General features: G+C 57.0%; 16 protein-coding genes. 5 read left to right on the forward strand and 11 right to left on the reverse strand.

Going from position 1 to position 15,634, the window contains the following annotated elements; translation table 11 throughout:
• Positions 1 to 60 precede the first annotated feature (60 nt).
• Together GC165_02610 and GC165_02615 are read left to right on the forward strand one after the other, a co-directional pair.
• Positions 61 to 975, forward strand: a complete 915-nt coding sequence (locus GC165_02610) for a GNAT family N-acetyltransferase (protein ID MBI1331751.1) — start codon at positions 61 to 63, stop codon at positions 973 to 975.
• Positions 846 to 1,727: a YchF/TatD family DNA exonuclease gene (locus tag GC165_02615; protein ID MBI1331752.1), complete on the forward strand. Its 882-nt coding sequence runs from the start codon at positions 846 to 848 to the stop codon at positions 1,725 to 1,727. Before GC165_02610 ends, GC165_02615 begins: the two co-directional genes overlap by 130 nt.
• Positions 1,728 to 1,840: 113 nt before the next feature.
• Here the strand turns inward: GC165_02615 and GC165_02620 are convergent, their stop codons facing one another.
• Both GC165_02620 and GC165_02625 read right to left on the reverse strand, forming a co-directional pair.
• Positions 1,841 to 2,035 carry a hypothetical protein gene (locus GC165_02620; GenBank protein ID MBI1331753.1) on the reverse strand — a complete coding sequence of 65 codons (195 nt, stop codon included), beginning with the start codon at positions 2,033 to 2,035 and terminating at the stop codon, positions 1,841 to 1,843.
• A 27-nt stretch (positions 2,036 to 2,062) separates the two neighbouring features.
• Entirely contained in the window at positions 2,063 to 2,911 is an 849-nt protein-coding gene (locus GC165_02625; protein MBI1331754.1) for a hypothetical protein, read from the reverse strand.
• Between the two features lie 18 nt (positions 2,912 to 2,929).
• Here GC165_02625 and GC165_02630 point away from each other — a divergent pair, with 18 nt between their 5' ends.
• Complete coding sequence (locus tag GC165_02630; protein ID MBI1331755.1) at positions 2,930 to 4,336, forward strand: M24 family metallopeptidase; 1,407 nt, start codon at positions 2,930 to 2,932, stop codon at positions 4,334 to 4,336.
• Between the two features lies 1 nt (position 4,337).
• On the opposite strand, the gene GC165_02635 is transcribed toward GC165_02630, so the two are convergent.
• From GC165_02635 to GC165_02655, 5 genes are all read right to left on the reverse strand, one after another.
• Positions 4,338 to 4,898: a hypothetical protein gene (locus GC165_02635; protein MBI1331756.1), complete on the reverse strand. Its 561-nt coding sequence runs from the start codon at positions 4,896 to 4,898 to the stop codon at positions 4,338 to 4,340.
• Between the two features lie 70 nt (positions 4,899 to 4,968).
• Complete coding sequence (locus GC165_02640; GenBank protein MBI1331757.1) at positions 4,969 to 5,853, reverse strand: PEP-CTERM sorting domain-containing protein; 885 nt, start codon at positions 5,851 to 5,853, stop codon at positions 4,969 to 4,971.
• Between the two features lie 195 nt (positions 5,854 to 6,048).
• Entirely contained in the window at positions 6,049 to 6,912 is an 864-nt protein-coding gene (locus GC165_02645; protein ID MBI1331758.1) for a PEP-CTERM sorting domain-containing protein, read from the reverse strand.
• Between the two features lie 163 nt (positions 6,913 to 7,075).
• Entirely contained in the window at positions 7,076 to 8,239 is a 1,164-nt protein-coding gene (locus GC165_02650; protein ID MBI1331759.1) for a PEP-CTERM sorting domain-containing protein, read from the reverse strand.
• A 516-nt stretch (positions 8,240 to 8,755) separates the two neighbouring features.
• Positions 8,756 to 9,688, reverse strand: a complete 933-nt coding sequence (locus tag GC165_02655; GenBank protein MBI1331760.1) for an NTP transferase domain-containing protein — start codon at positions 9,686 to 9,688, stop codon at positions 8,756 to 8,758.
• Between the two features lie 42 nt (positions 9,689 to 9,730).
• On the opposite strand from GC165_02655, the gene GC165_02660 reads away from it, so the two are divergent.
• A complete protein-coding gene (locus GC165_02660; GenBank protein MBI1331761.1) occupies positions 9,731 to 10,981 on the forward strand; it encodes a hypothetical protein in 1,251 nt (416 codons plus the stop codon).
• Here the strand turns inward: GC165_02660 and GC165_02665 are convergent.
• The 4 genes from GC165_02665 to GC165_02680 all read right to left on the reverse strand — a co-directional run bounded on the left by GC165_02665 (position 10,978) and on the right by GC165_02680 (position 14,886).
• The gene (locus GC165_02665; GenBank protein MBI1331762.1) at positions 10,978 to 11,736 is read right to left on the reverse strand and encodes an ATP-binding cassette domain-containing protein; all 759 of its coding nucleotides are present in this window, start codon (positions 11,734 to 11,736) and stop codon (positions 10,978 to 10,980) included. The genes GC165_02660 and GC165_02665 overlap by 4 nt on opposite strands.
• A complete protein-coding gene (locus GC165_02670) occupies positions 11,736 to 13,025 on the reverse strand; it encodes a hypothetical protein (GenBank protein MBI1331763.1) in 1,290 nt (429 codons plus the stop codon). Before GC165_02670 ends, GC165_02665 begins: the two co-directional genes overlap by 1 nt.
• Positions 13,026 to 13,092: 67 nt before the next feature.
• The gene (locus GC165_02675) at positions 13,093 to 14,385 is read right to left on the reverse strand and encodes an adenylosuccinate synthase (GenBank protein ID MBI1331764.1); all 1,293 of its coding nucleotides are present in this window, start codon (positions 14,383 to 14,385) and stop codon (positions 13,093 to 13,095) included.
• 135 nt (positions 14,386 to 14,520) lie between these two features.
• Positions 14,521 to 14,886 (reverse strand): hypothetical protein, encoded by a 366-nt coding sequence (locus GC165_02680; protein ID MBI1331765.1) that lies wholly within the window; start codon positions 14,884 to 14,886, stop codon positions 14,521 to 14,523.
• Positions 14,887 to 15,005: 119 nt separating this feature from the next.
• Between GC165_02680 and GC165_02685 the strand changes: the two genes are divergently transcribed.
• Positions 15,006 to 15,620: a sigma-70 family RNA polymerase sigma factor gene (locus tag GC165_02685; protein MBI1331766.1), complete on the forward strand. Its 615-nt coding sequence runs from the start codon at positions 15,006 to 15,008 to the stop codon at positions 15,618 to 15,620.
• Positions 15,621 to 15,634: the final 14 nt, after the last annotated feature.

Raw genomic sequence — 15,634 nt, forward strand, 5'->3', positions numbered from 1 at the left:
TAACGCACCTCGTCGTGTTGTCCTCTAGGTTAGGACCATTCCCAAAACACACACGTAAAGATGAATTTTCAACCGATCGTATCGGACCAAGATTGGTCCACTTATAGTCATATTCGAAACCGTTATCAGTGGTCTCACCCGTTTTCGGCGGACGAATGCAAGCAGTCCTATTTGGGACATGGAGTCCACCGGAAGCAGAGCGCCTGGCTGGGCAAGATTGGCGACGAAGTCAAAGTCGCCGTGATGACCTCCGAGGCTATGAACGCGTCAGATGGGCGACATTGGATCAGCGTTTTCGTCGATCCGTCTAACCCGGAAGTCCATGACCATGCCGTTACGGGACTCCGCGAAGCCCACCGAATTGTGGGCGAGTTTGGCGGCTCGCAAGTCATGATCGAGGCGAGGAGCGATTGTCCGGCGATGATTTCGGCACTCGACGAGTTGGGCTTCGAGAAGAGCCTAACCCTGCCTTGCTCGGCGATCGACGTCGCAAAGTCGGACTTCGAGAGTCAAGCGGGGGTTGTTTCTTTTGCGACCTTCTTTGCCGACCATCCGTCGGACGGCGTACGCCGTTTGTGGCGATGCGAAATGGATATAGCGGCGGACCTACCGTTGCCATTCCCCTTCGTCGAGACGCCGTTCGAGAAGTTTCAGGAGAGCATTCTGCAACCTCACGTCGACCTTGCGAGCAAGTTTTTGATGTTTGAGGATGGCGAGGTCAAGGGATTGACCCAGTTGTTTACCAACGAGGTCGACCCGAAGGTCGCCGTGACCGGCTTGACCGGTACGCGGCGAGAGTTCCGCCGTCAAGGGGTGGCGACTCGCCTGAAGCAACACTCGATCTCTTGGGCGAAGGAGCGCGGCGTCGAGCAGATCTTCACAGACAACGAGGAGAACAATCCGATGTTTCAGCTCAACCTGCAACTCGGGTTCCGGCGGGTGTTCGACTATGTGGTTTACTCAAAACCGTGCTGATCGAGACCCACTGCCATATCCATAACCCGGAGAACTTCGAAGACCCCGATGCGGTGGTTGAGGAGGCTCGACAGGCAGGAGTCGAGAAGATCGTGGTCGTGGGGTGCGAACCGAAAGACTGGCTAGTGGTTGAGGCTTTCATCGAGAAGCATGACGACGTGTACGGCATCTGTGGTTGGCATCCAAACTACACGGCCGAGTTCGACCCGATCGAACTACCGAAATTGATCCGCATTCTGAAGCACCCCAAGGTTTTGGCCTTGGGGGAGATCGGACTGGATTACCATTGGGACTATTCGCCGCCGATGATCCAGTTGGAGGCGCTGAAGGCTCAGTTGCGGCTGGCAGAGGAGATGACTCTGCCGGTGGTGTTCCATGCGCGGGAGGCGTATTCGGACCTCTTGGATGTTTTGGAAAAGGGTCCGCGGCTGAAGTACCTGTTCCACTGCTTTGCAGGGACGAAGGATGACGCCCGTCGGGCGTTGCGGCTCGGGTCGCTGTTTGGATGCGATGGCCCCATTACGTACAAGAAATCGGATGAGCTAAGGGAGGTCTTTGCGTTCATTCCGCCTCACAAGATCGTGCTGGAGACGGACAGTCCGTACATGTCACCTGAGCCGTTCCGAGGGAAGCGAAACACGCCTGCGAATCTTCCGATTATCAATCGGAAGTTGGCTGAGTTGCATGGGATGAGCGAGGACGAGATGGCGGCGCAGACGACTTTGAATGCGCGGGACTTTTTTGGGTTTTAAGTCCGGCTTTAGGGATCATCCACCCCGTCGCTTCGGCCACCCCTCCAATCTTTGGAGGGGAGCGTGGTTAATCGGATGGTTCGAAGGTTGTAGGCGTCTCTAGCTCCCAAATTCTAAGAGTTGTTCGTGTCTGGCGTGTTGGTGGAGGGCGTGGCGCTATTGGCGGCGGTGTTCGATGCGGCTGGTTTTGATCCGCCGAATGCCGGGCCGATGATGGAGTAGCCGATCAGCACGAACAAGAGGGGCAGGGCGATCCATTTGCCGATGAAAACGACGGCCTTTCCGAGGGGGGTGAGTTTGTACGCCATGCGTGCCTACCTCTCTATTGTATCCGCTTACTGGAGATCAACTCGAAAGAGTTCGCTCTGCTCGTTGGCGATGATGAGCGAGGTGGGAGAGTCCCAGCAGAGAGCTTCGCACTGCTTGGCATTCGTAAATTTGATCTGCTTGATCGGGTGGTGGAAGATGTCGCCGCCCTTGGTCATATCGAAAAGCCAGACGGATTGCTCCGGTGCTTGGGTGAGGAGGGCAAGCCGCTTGCCATCTGGTGAGATATCGGCGGCGGTGACCCACCCGCCCAGGTCGGTCTTGGTGTCGAGTTTTTTGAGCGTGTTGACGCCGCTATAGCTGGGCTTTTCCAGCGAGTAAATCGACGCGCCGGTGTCAGGTGATTTCTTCTTCTGGTTCTTGCGCCACTTGGTAATGAAGTACAGGCGACCCTTCGAAACCATCAACGATTCGCAGTCATAGCGCCACTCGGAGGTTGGGGTCTTGTCGGGGTAGGCGATGCGAATCTTCTTGACGTTAGCGACGGAGGTCACTTTGGTCGGGTCAGGCTCGGGCAGCACGTAGACGCATTGGTCTTTGCGGAAATTGAGGTTGTCACCGCAGTCGGAGACGTAAAGAGTCTTTCCTTCGATCGCGATGTCTTCCCAATCGAAATTGGTGGCCCCTTCCAGTTTGATACCCTCGTAGCTGGGCTGATTAGGCTGGATCAGAGTGCCATCCGGGTGGATGGCGAAGATTCGTGCGCTGTCGCCGCTGTCGTTGTGGACCCAGTACGTATTTTTGTATTGTCGGCTCTTGGCGATTCCGCTCAGTTCGTCGATCATCGGAGTCGCGACCTTGGCGATGGGTTGCAGGCTTTTCTGAAGGAAACAAAGGCAGAGCGCGGCGAGGACCATTAGGGCTATGATAACCCTATGATCGCTTCGATTGCTTGCTTGGCCCTGCTGGCCCAACAGCAGGACGGATTCCAGTTTCGGGTGTACGAAAACGACAAGATTAAGCCCGCGGAATTTGCCCAGCGGCGGCATGATTTGTTAGCCAAGCTACCGGCGGGGAATGTAACGGTTTTGGTAACGAATCCGCTTCATCAGCGGAGCAACGATACCGAATATCGCTTCCGGCCGAACTCGTATTTCTGGTACCTCACGGGATGTGAGGAAGGCGACTCAGCTTTAATTCTTGCTCCAGATGGGATCACGGTCGATGGCAAGAGTGTAAAGGAAGTGTTGTTTGTTCAGGACAAGAATCCGGGGGCCGAAACATGGACGGGCATCCTGATGGGCGCTCCGGTGGCGAAGGAGCTTTTGGGTATCGACGCGGTGGTTTCAAACAAGCGATTTGCTGAGGTGCTGAGCACTTTACACCCGGAATCGACGACGTTGGTGGATCGCCCCGAAGGCTTGTCGGGGACGGTCCAGAAAATGGTTGAGAGTTTCGATCAATGGTCTAAGGGGACAAAGGCAGATGCGACGGCGATCAAGACGCTGAACGTGATGCGGAGCGTTAAGTCGCCGGCGGAAATCGCGCTCACTTGGAAGTCCATCAACGCGACGGTGGAGGCGCATAAAGAGGCGTTGCGATCATGCGAACCGGGGATGCGGGAGTATGAGATTGCGTCGCTGGTGGAGTACATCTTTGCCCGGAATGGATGCGAGTCGGTGGCTTATGGCAGTATCGTCGGCTCGGGCGTAAACTCGTGCGTTCTGCACTACGTAGATGCGCGGAAGACGATCGAGAAAGGCGACTTTATTTGCATGGATGTGGGCGGCGAGTACCACGGGTACGCAAGCGATGTGACGCGAAGCTACCCAGCGAACGGCAAGTACACGCCGGAACAGCGGGCGATCTACGAGATTGTGCAGGAGGCGCAGGAAGCGGGCGTCAAAGCGTGTAAAGTCGGTGCAGCGTTTGGTGCGGCGGGGCAGGTGGCGAATCGGATTGTGGCGGACGGGCTGATGAAGCTTGGGATCATCAAGGAAGCTTCCGAGGTCCGACGGTACTTCATGCACGGGACGTCACACTATGTGGGCTTGGACGTGCACGACACGGGCGATTACGGTCCCTTGCGTAACGGTCAGATCATGACGGTCGAGCCGGGAATCTATATCAAGGAAGGCTCGCCGTGCGACAAGAAGTGGTGGAACATCGGCGTACGGATCGAGGATACGATTTTGGTGACCGATGCGGGTCCGGTTAACATGAGCGGAAGCAAGTTGCCGCGTTCGATTCCCGAGATCGAAAAGTTGATGTCCGAGACGGGGCTGGGCAACCGTCCTGAGGGGAAGGTTATTTCGGAAGCGTATAAGGGGTCGCTGAAATAACCTATAGTCCCATTCGGACGCGGTGCAGGAAGAGGCGAGCCTCTTCGCTGGGGCCGTCGAAGTCGATGCGGACAACCTCTTCGAGGTCGATGTAATGAATTCCATCTTCGATGCCGGACTTGTTGACCTCGAGCAATTCGATATGGTCGTCGGTGTAGTCCTTGATGAAGCCTAGAAATTGAACGTCGGCGGTGACGCTGACCATGATGCGGCTATTGCGGGCGTATCGAACGAGGTCGAGGAGCGTTTCGAAGGGGCCGACGGTGGTGGGGCGGACAGGAAATTCGGTTTGTCGCTGTCGCTCGTGAAGGAGCTTGATGGCGACGAGGTATTGGGTGCCGACGGCGAGGCGCACGATCTCATCGATCTGGCCCACGAACGAGCCGTTCGGGCGGCCTTTGCTGTCGATTAGGGCCAGCGAGTAATAGTCTTCGCTGACGGACAGGACGAAGCCGACTTCGAATTTGTCGGTGTCGTCGCGATCTTCGTAAACTTCGACGAGTTCTTCGGTCCCGACGTATTGCTTGAGAACCTCTCGGAAGCGGTCAACAGCGGCACTCATAGACTTATTCTGACTCACAAAAAAGCCAGGAAGTTTCTTCCTGGCTTTTTGAGCTTGTAAAGGTTCCGACTTATCGCTTTCGGCGTCGGGCGACGAGACCAAGAAGGCCAAGACCCATGACAGCGAAGGAAGCCGGTTCGGGGACGACAACGACGTTGTCGATGCCGAAGCCGTGATCGTTACCTGCGTCGTTGATGTCGGTGAAACGGAAGACGATTTCGTCTCCGTTGTCCCACGACAGACCTTCGCCGAAGAGCTCGACGACGGCGCGGACGCGAACCGAGTTAGCCGGGTCGTTGCCATCCAGCGCACCAGCCGTGGAGCCCGAAGTGGGGCCAAGGACGGTGTTGGTGAGAACCGGTGCCGACAGGTTGGTGAGGTTCGTATCGGTGGTCGACGTGGTCTGAATCCAGACGTGTCCGCTACCGTAACCGGTGCCAGTGTTAAAGTCGGACTGCGCGAACGAGTTGCCGGACTTAATGAGTTGGTAGGTCAGCGAAAGACCCTGCTGGTTGACGTTGCCGCCGTTTCGCCACTGTTCGAGGTCGAACTGAATGACCGCAATACCAGTGGACGTACCCGTGTTGTTGACCAATCGAGCACCGTAGGAGATGTTGCCAACGGTTCCCGACGAGGCGGTGCCAAGAGCTCGCTCGGTCGATCCGGCTGAGCCATAGCTGTAGTAACGACCCGTGTTTGACGAGCCATTGTCGCCAAAGATGTTGTAGTTCGATCCGGAACCACCGCTTTCGCCGTAGTACCAGCCGGGCAGGGTTGCTCCCGCGCCGTTGTTGAACTCGCCGCCGCCAGCGGTGAGAGCGGTGTTCGAGGCGGTGTTCGTCAGGCTATCGAAATTCTGTGTGTAGCCAGCGCCGAAGTCCGTAATGCTGATCGTCTGAGCGAAAGCACCGGATGCCGCTCCAATGCCCATCGCCAAAATGAGAAACTTTTTCATAAATTCCAAGCTCCAAGTCTTAATCCAAACACAACCACAGTGTCAGTCAGATCAAAGCGTTCCCATGCACCGCACAGAAACCCCACCAGTTTATGTGATTTCACTGATTCAATGCAAGGCGATTGAGCCGGTAAATATGCGGGCTTGTGTTAGGTTTTCACCATCGAAAACCTAACACTGAGCTTGAGGTTTGTCTTAGCGTCGTCGTCGGGCGACGATGCCAGCGAGGCCGATTCCAATGATCGCGAACGTGGCTGGTTCGGGCACCGGATTGACTCCACCCGGCGTTTGGTGAAGGACCTTTACGTCTTCGGGGAACGTGGCGTAGCCGCTGTTGGCCCAATCTTCCCAGTCCTCGTCTCGCGACGTGCCGTCGGGATGAGGTCCTCGGTAGGCGCTGTAGAATGCGACCTTGGTTTGGTCGAAGTCGGTGATGCCAGTCCCAGAGTTGACGTCGCCGACGATGACGCCATCGCCAGGGAGTCTCGAGAAGGCGTCGGGTGTAAAGGTACCGACGGTGCCATTCGTGTAGTTCAACAGGCCGTAGGTGATGTCACTGGCGCCGCCATCGGTCCAGCCCACGCCATCGATGATGGTTCCGAAGCCGTTGTCGAGAACTCCGTCATCATCGGTATCGTAGTCGGTGCCTTGCACGGGCGCGAAGCCCGAGGTCAGCAGGAATGAGTTCGAGCCGTTCTCCAGCGCGCCGCTGCTGCTCGTCGACTCGGTGTCGAGCGTCGTTTCGGCTTCGAGCGGGCTGACGCTATCGCCCCATCGGATCATGGCCAGCCCGTTGGAGCCGAGGCTCCCCAGGGTTGCCCCGAGGTCGACGACGACGTCGGCGGACCCAGCTCCGCCTCCGATGTCTCCTTCCATTGAAATAAAGTACATGCCGGCAAGGCTTGCCCCCGGGGTTCCCTTGATTTCCATGAATTCCCAGCCGCCGTCGGTACCCGAGGGGTTGACGAACAGCTCGTTGATCTGGAACTGTGAGAATGCAGAAGCGGACAAAAGCCCAAGCGCTACTAGTGATAGTTTTTTCATCGTTTCAAGCTCCATGAGGCGCAAAAAGGCCCCAAGTGTCTGTGAAGATTAAAAGCCCTCGCAGGACGCAAGGACTATCCAACCTAGTTTTTTGAGATCCGCGTGGCGGCTCTCAAAAGCGCTTATAAAATTCCGGGGTGCGGGGCCTTGGTCTTAGACCCCGCACGCTTGTCGGAACTTAGTTTCTGCGTCGTCGGCGAGACGCGAGGCCCACTAGGCCGATGCCAACAATGGCGAGCGATGCCGGTTCAGGGACGATTTCGATGCTGCGGAAGACCGTACCGGTGTCGGCGGTCGCGAGTTCAGCGAACGAGTTCGAGGTCGTTTCCAGCGTACCGTTATCGAAGGTGAATCCAACCAGCTTGTTCGCGTTAGCGATACCGAACACGGTCGTCTCCTGAACGCCGTTGTTGTTCCACGATCGAACAGCAATGCTTCGCAGGGCAGACGTTGTCGAAGGAAGAGCGATCGTTCGGAACAGCGAACCGTTCTTGTAGACCTGAAGTCCGCCGCCGTTTGCCGTCGATCGATCATCGGCCACAAGCGTATAGTCCGTTGAGTTCTCGTTATAGAACTCGAAGTCGTACGGGCTAGCCGTTCCAGTTCCGGTGCCACCAGTCAACTGGACGAGGGTTTCGGCGCCGGGTGTCACGCTGTAGATGCCGATACCAGCGTTGCCCGAAGCAGAGCCGGTCGAACCGTAGGTCGTACCGCCGACTTCCTTAATCACTCGGACGTTCTGCGTGGTACCCAATTCGGTGGAGGTGCCAGCCGTTGTGGTTCTCCAACCGCCATTCGGCGACGTAGCAGTTCCACCGGTCAGAACGGTCGTGCCGTCGGTTGTGTAGGCGGAGCGAATGTTGTTAGCGGAATAGACGCCCGCCTGGAGGTCGACGTAGTTGACGCCGCCGAGGCCGCCATTGGCAAAGTTGTCGTAAACGGCGACGCGTCGAGCGGTCGTCGTCGATGCGACGCTGGCAGTGCCGACAGTGGCGCTGTAACCACCAAGGGCAAGATAGTTCAGCGAAGCGTTCATTTGACCTTCAGAGGTAGCCGATCCCGAGAGGGTAAAGCCGCTTCCGAGTCCGAAAACCTTAGAATTCGAAGTTCCGTCGAAATTAAAACCAACCAAATCGACCGAGTTGGCCGCACTGGTGGTCCCGTTAACTCTGGCAACCACAAGAGAGTCGTAGGGGAAGAATCCCTGTCCAAAAGCCGTTGCGGTCGCCAAGACCCCAAGCGGCACAAGAATCAATTTGTTCATTTTTCCAAGCTCCAAGACAAGCCGAACCCCGGAACTCCTAGTTGGAATCCCCGCGCTCGGTAGAAAAAATTGTCTCATTGACTTGTTAAGGGGGATTTAAGCGGATGTTAAGAGTAGGTTCAAAATAGAGCCTTTTTCCGGAAACCCGCACAAATACTGGGTCGTTCTGGACCGGATAGACTCAGAGGTTTTTCGAAGAAAATGTAACGAAAGTACCATTTCGGCGCCAGGTTTCCGTTACTTATCGACACGGCAAAATCGCCTGGGAAGGTAGGTTTTCCAACCTAGGGAACAAAATTCTCTTGAACCTTTTCATTTCCTTGGTCCGTACACTATAATGAACACGCGACTGACCACCATCAGGAGGGAGTCCGGTCGTTACAAAAAAACTACACTTCAGGAGGTGTAAAGGAAAAAAGATATGAAGAAGATTATTGCTCTCGTTATGGTGCTCGGCGTTCTTGGTGGCGTGATGGCCGGTTGCAGTGGTGGCGGCGACGCCAACAGCACTTCGTCTGCTGCAGCAAACAACTAGTTCGTCTCGCATTTAGCGAACAAAAAGACCCGTTTCATTTGGAAACGGGTCTTTTTGTTTTAGCCCTTCCAGTCGCCGTGAAGGATCTTATCGGTGAGATCGCCATCGGATTCGACCGGACCGGCGAGAATGCAGTGCTTGATCTTGCCTTTGACCTTGACGACGGCGCTTGGCAGGATGACCGAGTCCTCGATCGACTCGCACTCGACGTGGGCCGCTTCTCCGACCACGACCTTGTCTTTGACCTTGCCTTCGACGGCAGAAGAGGCCGCGATTCGGTCTCGACCGTCGATGAGGAAGGCGCTGGTTTCGAGGAAGGAGTCGAGGGTGCCGGTATCGAACCACGCACCTTCGTATACGCCAGCAAGGACGAGCTTGCCTTCGTCGATGAGCATTTGGATGGCGTCGGTGATCTCATATTCGCCGCGGGCGGACGGCTGGAGCTTGGGGAAGATCTCCCAGATTTCAGGTCCGAAGAAGTAGAGCCCGGCCATGGCGAGGTTGGATTCCGGGTTCTTTGGTTTTTCGACGAGCTTGACGATACGGTCGCCCTCGACGTTGGCCACGCCGAAGCGGGACGGGTCTTCGACCGGCTTGACGAGGTTCAGGTTGGCGCATCCGCTTTCGACGAACCGCTGTTTGAGGGCGACGAAGCCATCGCTGTACATGGCGTCGCCCAGATAGAGCACAAACGGGTCGCCGTTAATGAAATCCTTCGCGAAACTGACGGCGTGGGCTAGGCCCTTCGGCTCAGGTTGGCGGATGTAGGTGAGGGACATGCCGAAGTGCGAGCCATCGCCCAGAGCCTGCTTCATCGCTTCTTCGTTTTCACCAACTACGACACCGATGTCCGTCACGCCGATCTCACGGAGCTTTTCGAAGGCGTAATCGAGGGTGATTCGGTTCGCCAACGGAAGGAGAGGCTTTGGAATGAGGTAGGTGATCGGGTAGAGCCGACTGCCCTTGCCGGCTGCGAGGATGAGGCCTTTCATTTTGCCTGTAAGAATACCGGTCAAGTGTGCTACGCTGAAGCTATGCCAAGGATTGGCACAGGGATTTTTGTCGCGTGCTTAACGGTCGCGATGACGGGGTGCAGGAAGCAGACCCCGGTAACGTTCACTCAGTGGGCGTCCAACGACCGTTCCACCGAGCTTGAGAACGCTGCTTTTACGCACTTGATTGCGGCGGGAAACGCTGTCGATAAGCAGGCTCAAATTGATGCCGGAACGGACAGCAAAGGTCGCCAATCCACTCCTCTGACCGAGCGAACGACGTTCTATCCACTCCAGAAAACGCAGGCGCTGAAACTCATTGGGAATTGGCGAAAGGCAGCGCTTCAGGCGGCGACGGAGATGACGACGTTCAACTATAAGCCGACCGGGTTGGACAATCCTCCGCGCTATCTCGCGGGCCTGCGCCTCATCGGGATGTCGATGCTATGGGATGCCGAGGACGGAGCCCGGAGTCAGGACTACGACAAAGCGATCACGGCCTGCGGGGACGCGACGCGGTTGGGATTCGCGCTGATGGGTGGCGGGGCGTATGAAGCGTCGCTGGGCGCATCACTGATCAACCAAGCCAGGCTTGACATCGTCAAGCACATGGGCGATCTGAGCGCCAAGCAGCTTGGCAACCTTGGTGCGGCGATCCAGAAGGCTTCGGCCAATCGTCCGCCGATGCAGGTTTCGGTGGAGAACGAGAAGGACAACATGCTGTTATCGCTCCAGCAGGCTCAGGACTTGTTTCAGGCGAAGAAGCTCGACGAGTTGCTGGCCAAAATGGGATCGAGCGCTAAGGACCAAATCGACCAACTCGACAATCTTGAGGACGAGCCTGAGAAGGCCAAGGACTTGTTCGATTGGATCGGCCGGGATATTTCCGTCCGGACCGAGTGGTACATGAAGAAGGTTCGGAACCCGCGGAAAGTTGGGTTGCCGCCGAAGTTGGAGGACCGACGTCAGTTTCGGATGATGTATCGGTATTTTGGAACGAACATCGAGAACCTCGTGCCGCTGTTACAGACGACTTATTGCCGCACCCAGTTGCTGGTGCTGGAGTGCTACCTGATGCAGAAGCAGAAGCTGAGAAAGGAGCTTCCAAAGTCCTTGAAGTCGTTCTCACGATCGGCGGTGCTCGATCCGTTTACAGGTGAGCCGTTCTACTACAAGGCGGGCGACACCAGCTACTTGCTGTATTCGGCTGGCGAGGATGGGATCGACAACGGTGGAGCGACGGATTCGAACTTCCGCAGTCCCGACCTGTTGCTCGAAAAAGGACAGCCTTAAACGGCGGCGGGCTCTTCTTCGACGGCGTTGGGGTCGGGAAGCCGCTTGAGGGCTTCGTGCGCGTTGGTCGGGTTTTCGATGACCTCGTCCTTCAGGACGCGTCCGTCGCGGAAGCGGATGATACGGTTACAGTGGTGGGCGACGTCTTCTTCGTGCGTGACGATGATAACAGTTTTGCCCTGTGCGTTGAGGTCTTGGAAGACGGCCATGATCTCCTCCGATGTGCGGGAGTCGAGGTTACCGGTCGGCTCATCGCCGAGGATCATGACGGGATTCGTGACGATAGCGCGGGCGATGGCCACGCGTTGTTGCTGACCGCCCGAGAGTTCGCTGGGTTTGTGGTCAAGACGCTGACCGAGGCCGACGCGTTCGAGGGCCTCTTTTGCCCGGGCTCCGCGGTCTTTGACTCCGGCGTACATCAGCGGTAGTTCGACATTTTTCTGGGCTGAGGTTCGCGGGAGGAGATTGAAGTTCTGAAAGACGAAGCCGATGTACTGGTTGCGGATTTCGGCAAGCTGATTGTCGTTCATGCGCGCGACGGGCTTGCCGTCGAGTTCGATTTCGCCACCGGTCGGCCGGTCGAGGCATCCGATGAGGTTCATGAAGGTGGATTTGCCGGAGCCGGACGGGCCCATAATGGCGACGAACTCGCCTTCGTTGATGGTGAGGTCAACGTTGCGCAGGGCGTGGACGACCTGATCGCCCATGGCGTAGCGCTTGCTGAGGCCATGAACCTGAACAACCGGCTTGGGCATTAGACGTCTTCTCCCGGCATCGGGAGTCCGGTGACTAGGCGAAGCTTGAGTTGGGAGATGAGCAGGTCGTAAGTCGCTTCGATGTAGTTGGATTCGGCGGTGACGAGGCTGACCTGGGCGGTGATGACGTCGATGAGGCTCGAAGCTCCGGCCTTTTGTGAGCCTTCAGCGGCATCAAAGTTGAGCCGTGCGGCCTTCAGGGCGAGATCGGCAGATTCTAGGGCCTGCTCGTTTTGGTGATAGGTCAGATAGGTCGCCTCGATTTCGCTTCGGGCGTCCTTCTCGGCCTGGCCGAGGCGGGCCTTGGCGCTCTCAACGCTAGCGCGGCCTTCTTGGACCATCGCCTTGCTCTTACCGCCATCGAAGAGCGGGTAGCTGAGCAGAAACGTCGTGTTGCGGTTTGAGCTTGCGGCGGGGCTGAATTGGCGGTTGTAGCTGAGATCGAGGGTCCAGGTGACACCGGCGTCAATCTCGGTTCCACGCAGACTTTGCACTTGAGAAGAGACACTCTTGCGTTGGGAGATCAGGTCGGGTCGGGTTTTGAGGCCAACATCAACGGCGTCGCCCATCGAGCCGGGGAGATCGGTCTGCTCGGCGAAGGTGACCGGCTCCAGGTCGGGGTTCGCGTAGTCGTTTTGGGCACCAATGATGGACTTGAGGGTCGCGGCGTTGGTGCTGGTGCGGTTTCGCGAGGTGATCGAGTTCACCTTGGCGTTGAGGGCGTCGGCTTCGGCCTGAAGAATCTCGCGTTGAGCGGCGTCGCCGAGGGTCACGCGAGCCTTGGTTTGGTCCAGAACCTTGTTGGCGCGGGCGAGTTGAGCGTCGGAAACCTTTTCGAGTTCTTGGGCGCGAAGCGTCTCGAGGAACTGGGAGACGACGTTGAAGATGATCTGGCGGAGGGTCTGCTCGGTGCTGGCGGTTTGAGCCGACACGCTTTCGCGGGCGGCTCTTAGCGAGGCGAGTCGCTGTCCGGCGTCGAGTACACGCCACGAGAGGGCGGCTTGCGTCGTCGTTTGGTCATACGACGACGTAGTGTTGCCGAACGAAGCGCTCGGGATTTCGCGGAGGCTGTTGGTGTACGTCACCGAAGGCGTGAGAGTTGGCAGGAAAGACGAATTCGCCTGCGTCTTGCGCGCTTTAGAGGCGACGAGATCCTCCATCGCAGCTTTCAGCGTTCCGTTGTTTTGCTTCGCCAGACGGATTGCGTCGTCCATCGTGAGCTTCTGAGCGAAGCACTGTCCGGCGAAGACGGCCACAATGCCGCAAATCGACAATTTCCTGAATATCATCCCTTTTCCCTTGATGAGCTACGTTACCACTAGTTTGAACGATTCCCGTTGGGGCGAGATGCCCAAACTATTCTCCCCAAATTAGATTTCTATTAGCGATAATCGTCTCTTCCCGATCCGGTCCCACCGATATGATCGCGACCGGAGTTTTGGTGTACTCGGCCATGAAATCCAGGTAGGCACGGGCCTCTTTGGGCAGGTCTTCGACGGTGCGCGCGGATCGAAGGTCGCCCTTCCAACCCGGCAGTTCGTGGTAGACCGGCTCGATTTTAGCCAAAACCTCGACGTCTCCGGGGAGGTAGTCGATTTCCTGACCTTCAAGTTTGTACTTGACCGCCACCTTAATCGTTTCAAAATCGCTGAGAATGTCCAACCGTGTAACGACGAGCCCGCTGAGCGAGTTTAGTCGGCACGAGTGGCGCAAGGCGACGAGGTCGAGCCATCCGATGCGGCGTCCGCGGCCAGTCGTAGTGCCGAACTCCTTGCCGATGGTGCGAATGTGGTCGCCGAGTTCGTCGGTGAGTTCGGTCGGGAACGGGCCGCTTCCGACGCGGGTGGTGTAGGTCTTGCAGACTCCGAGGACGGCGTCGATGTGACGCGGGCCGATGCCGGTGCCGAGGCAGGCGCCGCCAGCGACGGGGTGCGAAGACGTCACATACGGATAGGTGCCCGAGTCGAGGTCGAGAAACGTGCCTTGCGCGCCTTCGAGAAGGACCTTTTCGCCGGCTTCGACAGCTTCGGCTACGAGGGCTTCGGTGTCGCGCACGAAAGGTCGGAGCCGTTCCGCGTAGGCGGAATATTCGGCGAGGAGGTCGTCGTAACCAATCGGATCCTTGCCGAAGAGCGATAGGTAGCGGTTCTTAACTTCGAGGACTTCCTTCAGTCGCTCGGGGAATCGGTTGGGATCGACGAACTCGCCCATGCGGATGCCGATGCGGGCAACCTTGTCTTGGTAAGCGGGGCCGATGCCTCGGCTAGTGGTGCCGATCTTGTTGTGGCCGCGAGCTTCCTCTTCCAGCGAGTCGAGCATGCGATGGTAGGGAAAGACGACGTGGGCGGCGCTGGAGATGATCAGCTCGCCGAGGTCGGACTGCTGGGCATTGGTGCGGTCCCACTCTTCCAACAAACCCTTGGGGCAGACCACCATGCCCGATCCGACGAGGGCTTTGGTGCCCTTATGCAAGATTCCGGCGGGAATGAGGTGGAATTTGAATTCTTTTCCGTTGGCGATGACGGTGTGCCCGGCATTATTTCCGCCAGCAAAGCGGACCACCAAGCTAGCTTGGCTCCCCAGAACGTCTACGAGTTTCCCTTTGGCTTCGTCGCCCCACTGGGCGCCCACGATCACGAGTGTTGGCATGGTTTTCTCCTAACTGTGCGTCAGCCTAACGCAAAGAAAAGCCGACGCATCCCTTGTCGAGGATCCGCCGGCTTTCCCGTTGAGCCTTCTCCCAACGTTAAAGGATTATAGCCGATTTCGCTAAAAAGGGGAACCTCAGACCCAGGTGGAGGCTCGCCGGAAGTGCTTGTAGCTGACCGGACGACGGATGTTGGCGAAAACGAAATCCGGCCAACCGGCCATAAAATCGAGTTCGTAGTCGTCGGGCGGCGAAATCAGCACGAGGGGGATGGCTTTGGCCTTGGCGTGGTCCATCTTGGCGTGGGCGAACTTTTCGTAGCCGGCGATCTTGTGCGGCTCGTCGAGGGTGGCAAGGAGGTCGACAAAGATCAGATCAGCATCGGCGGCGGCATCGAGGGCCGGTTCCCACTCGGAAAATGCCTCGAACGTGTCACTTGGATGAAAGCCCTCTTTGGCCTCATTTTGCATGTCCTGGTCCTTTGTAATTAAGACGAATTTCATCCTTCCCCGCGAATATACATGATTAACGGTGTGTGAACAAGTCTTGTTCATTCTGAAAACTCTTGAAATCTTGGGAATGGTAGGATAGTATGTGTACGTAGTACTTACGGGGAAGACCGATGAGTTCAAGTGCGACTGACCCTAGTGAGCGCAGCGCGGCGTCAACTCAGGACATCGAAAGATTCGAAAAAATGATCGAGATGAGCTCCAAGCGAGCTTATCGCATGGCGTATGAACTGACGCGAAATGCGTCGGACGCCGAAGACCTGGTCCAAGAGACCTACCTTAAAGCGTGGAAGGGGTTCGACTCCTATGCAGTAGACAAGCCCTTCCTGAACTGGCTTCTGCGGATTATGCAGAGAGCCTATCTCGATTCGCGCCGACGGGCCAACCCGATCCGCAAAGCCGAGTCGCTACAAGGAATCGCCCAAACCCTCGATGGAGAGATTCAGGAATTGGCGATTGCCGACCCGTCGCCGATTGCGTCGGACGAAATTTTGTTTGAAGAGTATCGGGCTCAGCTTGGGCAATCGCTTTCGCGAATTCCCGAGATTTATGCCACGGCGATCCGACAGTGCGATCTGGAAGGGCTTTCCTACCACGAGATTGCGGAGATGCAGAATACGACGATCGGGACGGTGCGCTCGCGCATCCACCGCGGTCGGAAGCTGCTTCGGGGTGCAATCTTGAAAGGCGATTACCAGTTTTCGCCGGATCAGATGAAGAACCGGTAAATCCTCCCGACAAT

Source organism: Armatimonadota bacterium, from assembly GCA_016125185.1.
Classification (GTDB): Bacteria; Armatimonadota; Fimbriimonadia; order Fimbriimonadales; family Fimbriimonadaceae; genus Fimbriimonas.

What these genes read in the sequence shown, in the direction of transcription:
- GC165_02670 (MBI1331763.1), bottom strand. Translation starts at nt 13,025, where the DNA reads ATGATATTCAGGAAATTGTCGATTTGCGGCATTGTGGCCGTCTTCGCC.
- GC165_02610 (MBI1331751.1), top strand. Translation starts at nt 61, where the DNA reads ATGAATTTTCAACCGATCGTATCGGACCAAGATTGGTCCACTTATAGT.
- GC165_02625 (MBI1331754.1), bottom strand. Translation starts at nt 2,911, where the DNA reads ATGGTCCTCGCCGCGCTCTGCCTTTGTTTCCTTCAGAAAAGCCTGCAA.
- GC165_02655 (MBI1331760.1), bottom strand. Translation starts at nt 9,688, where the DNA reads ATGAAAGGCCTCATCCTCGCAGCCGGCAAGGGCAGTCGGCTCTACCCG.
- GC165_02630 (MBI1331755.1), top strand. Translation starts at nt 2,930, where the DNA reads ATGATCGCTTCGATTGCTTGCTTGGCCCTGCTGGCCCAACAGCAGGAC.
- GC165_02620 (MBI1331753.1), bottom strand. Translation starts at nt 2,035, where the DNA reads ATGGCGTACAAACTCACCCCCCTCGGAAAGGCCGTCGTTTTCATCGGC.
- GC165_02680 (MBI1331765.1), bottom strand. Translation starts at nt 14,886, where the DNA reads ATGAAATTCGTCTTAATTACAAAGGACCAGGACATGCAAAATGAGGCC.
- GC165_02645 (MBI1331758.1), bottom strand. Translation starts at nt 6,912, where the DNA reads ATGGAGCTTGAAACGATGAAAAAACTATCACTAGTAGCGCTTGGGCTT.
- GC165_02650 (MBI1331759.1), bottom strand. Translation starts at nt 8,239, where the DNA reads ATGAGACAATTTTTTCTACCGAGCGCGGGGATTCCAACTAGGAGTTCC.
- GC165_02665 (MBI1331762.1), bottom strand. Translation starts at nt 11,736, where the DNA reads ATGCCCAAGCCGGTTGTTCAGGTTCATGGCCTCAGCAAGCGCTACGCC.
- GC165_02685 (MBI1331766.1), top strand. Translation starts at nt 15,006, where the DNA reads ATGAGTTCAAGTGCGACTGACCCTAGTGAGCGCAGCGCGGCGTCAACT.
- GC165_02675 (MBI1331764.1), bottom strand. Translation starts at nt 14,385, where the DNA reads ATGCCAACACTCGTGATCGTGGGCGCCCAGTGGGGCGACGAAGCCAAA.
- GC165_02660 (MBI1331761.1), top strand. Translation starts at nt 9,731, where the DNA reads ATGCCAAGGATTGGCACAGGGATTTTTGTCGCGTGCTTAACGGTCGCG.
- GC165_02635 (MBI1331756.1), bottom strand. Translation starts at nt 4,898, where the DNA reads ATGAGTGCCGCTGTTGACCGCTTCCGAGAGGTTCTCAAGCAATACGTC.
- GC165_02640 (MBI1331757.1), bottom strand. Translation starts at nt 5,853, where the DNA reads ATGAAAAAGTTTCTCATTTTGGCGATGGGCATTGGAGCGGCATCCGGT.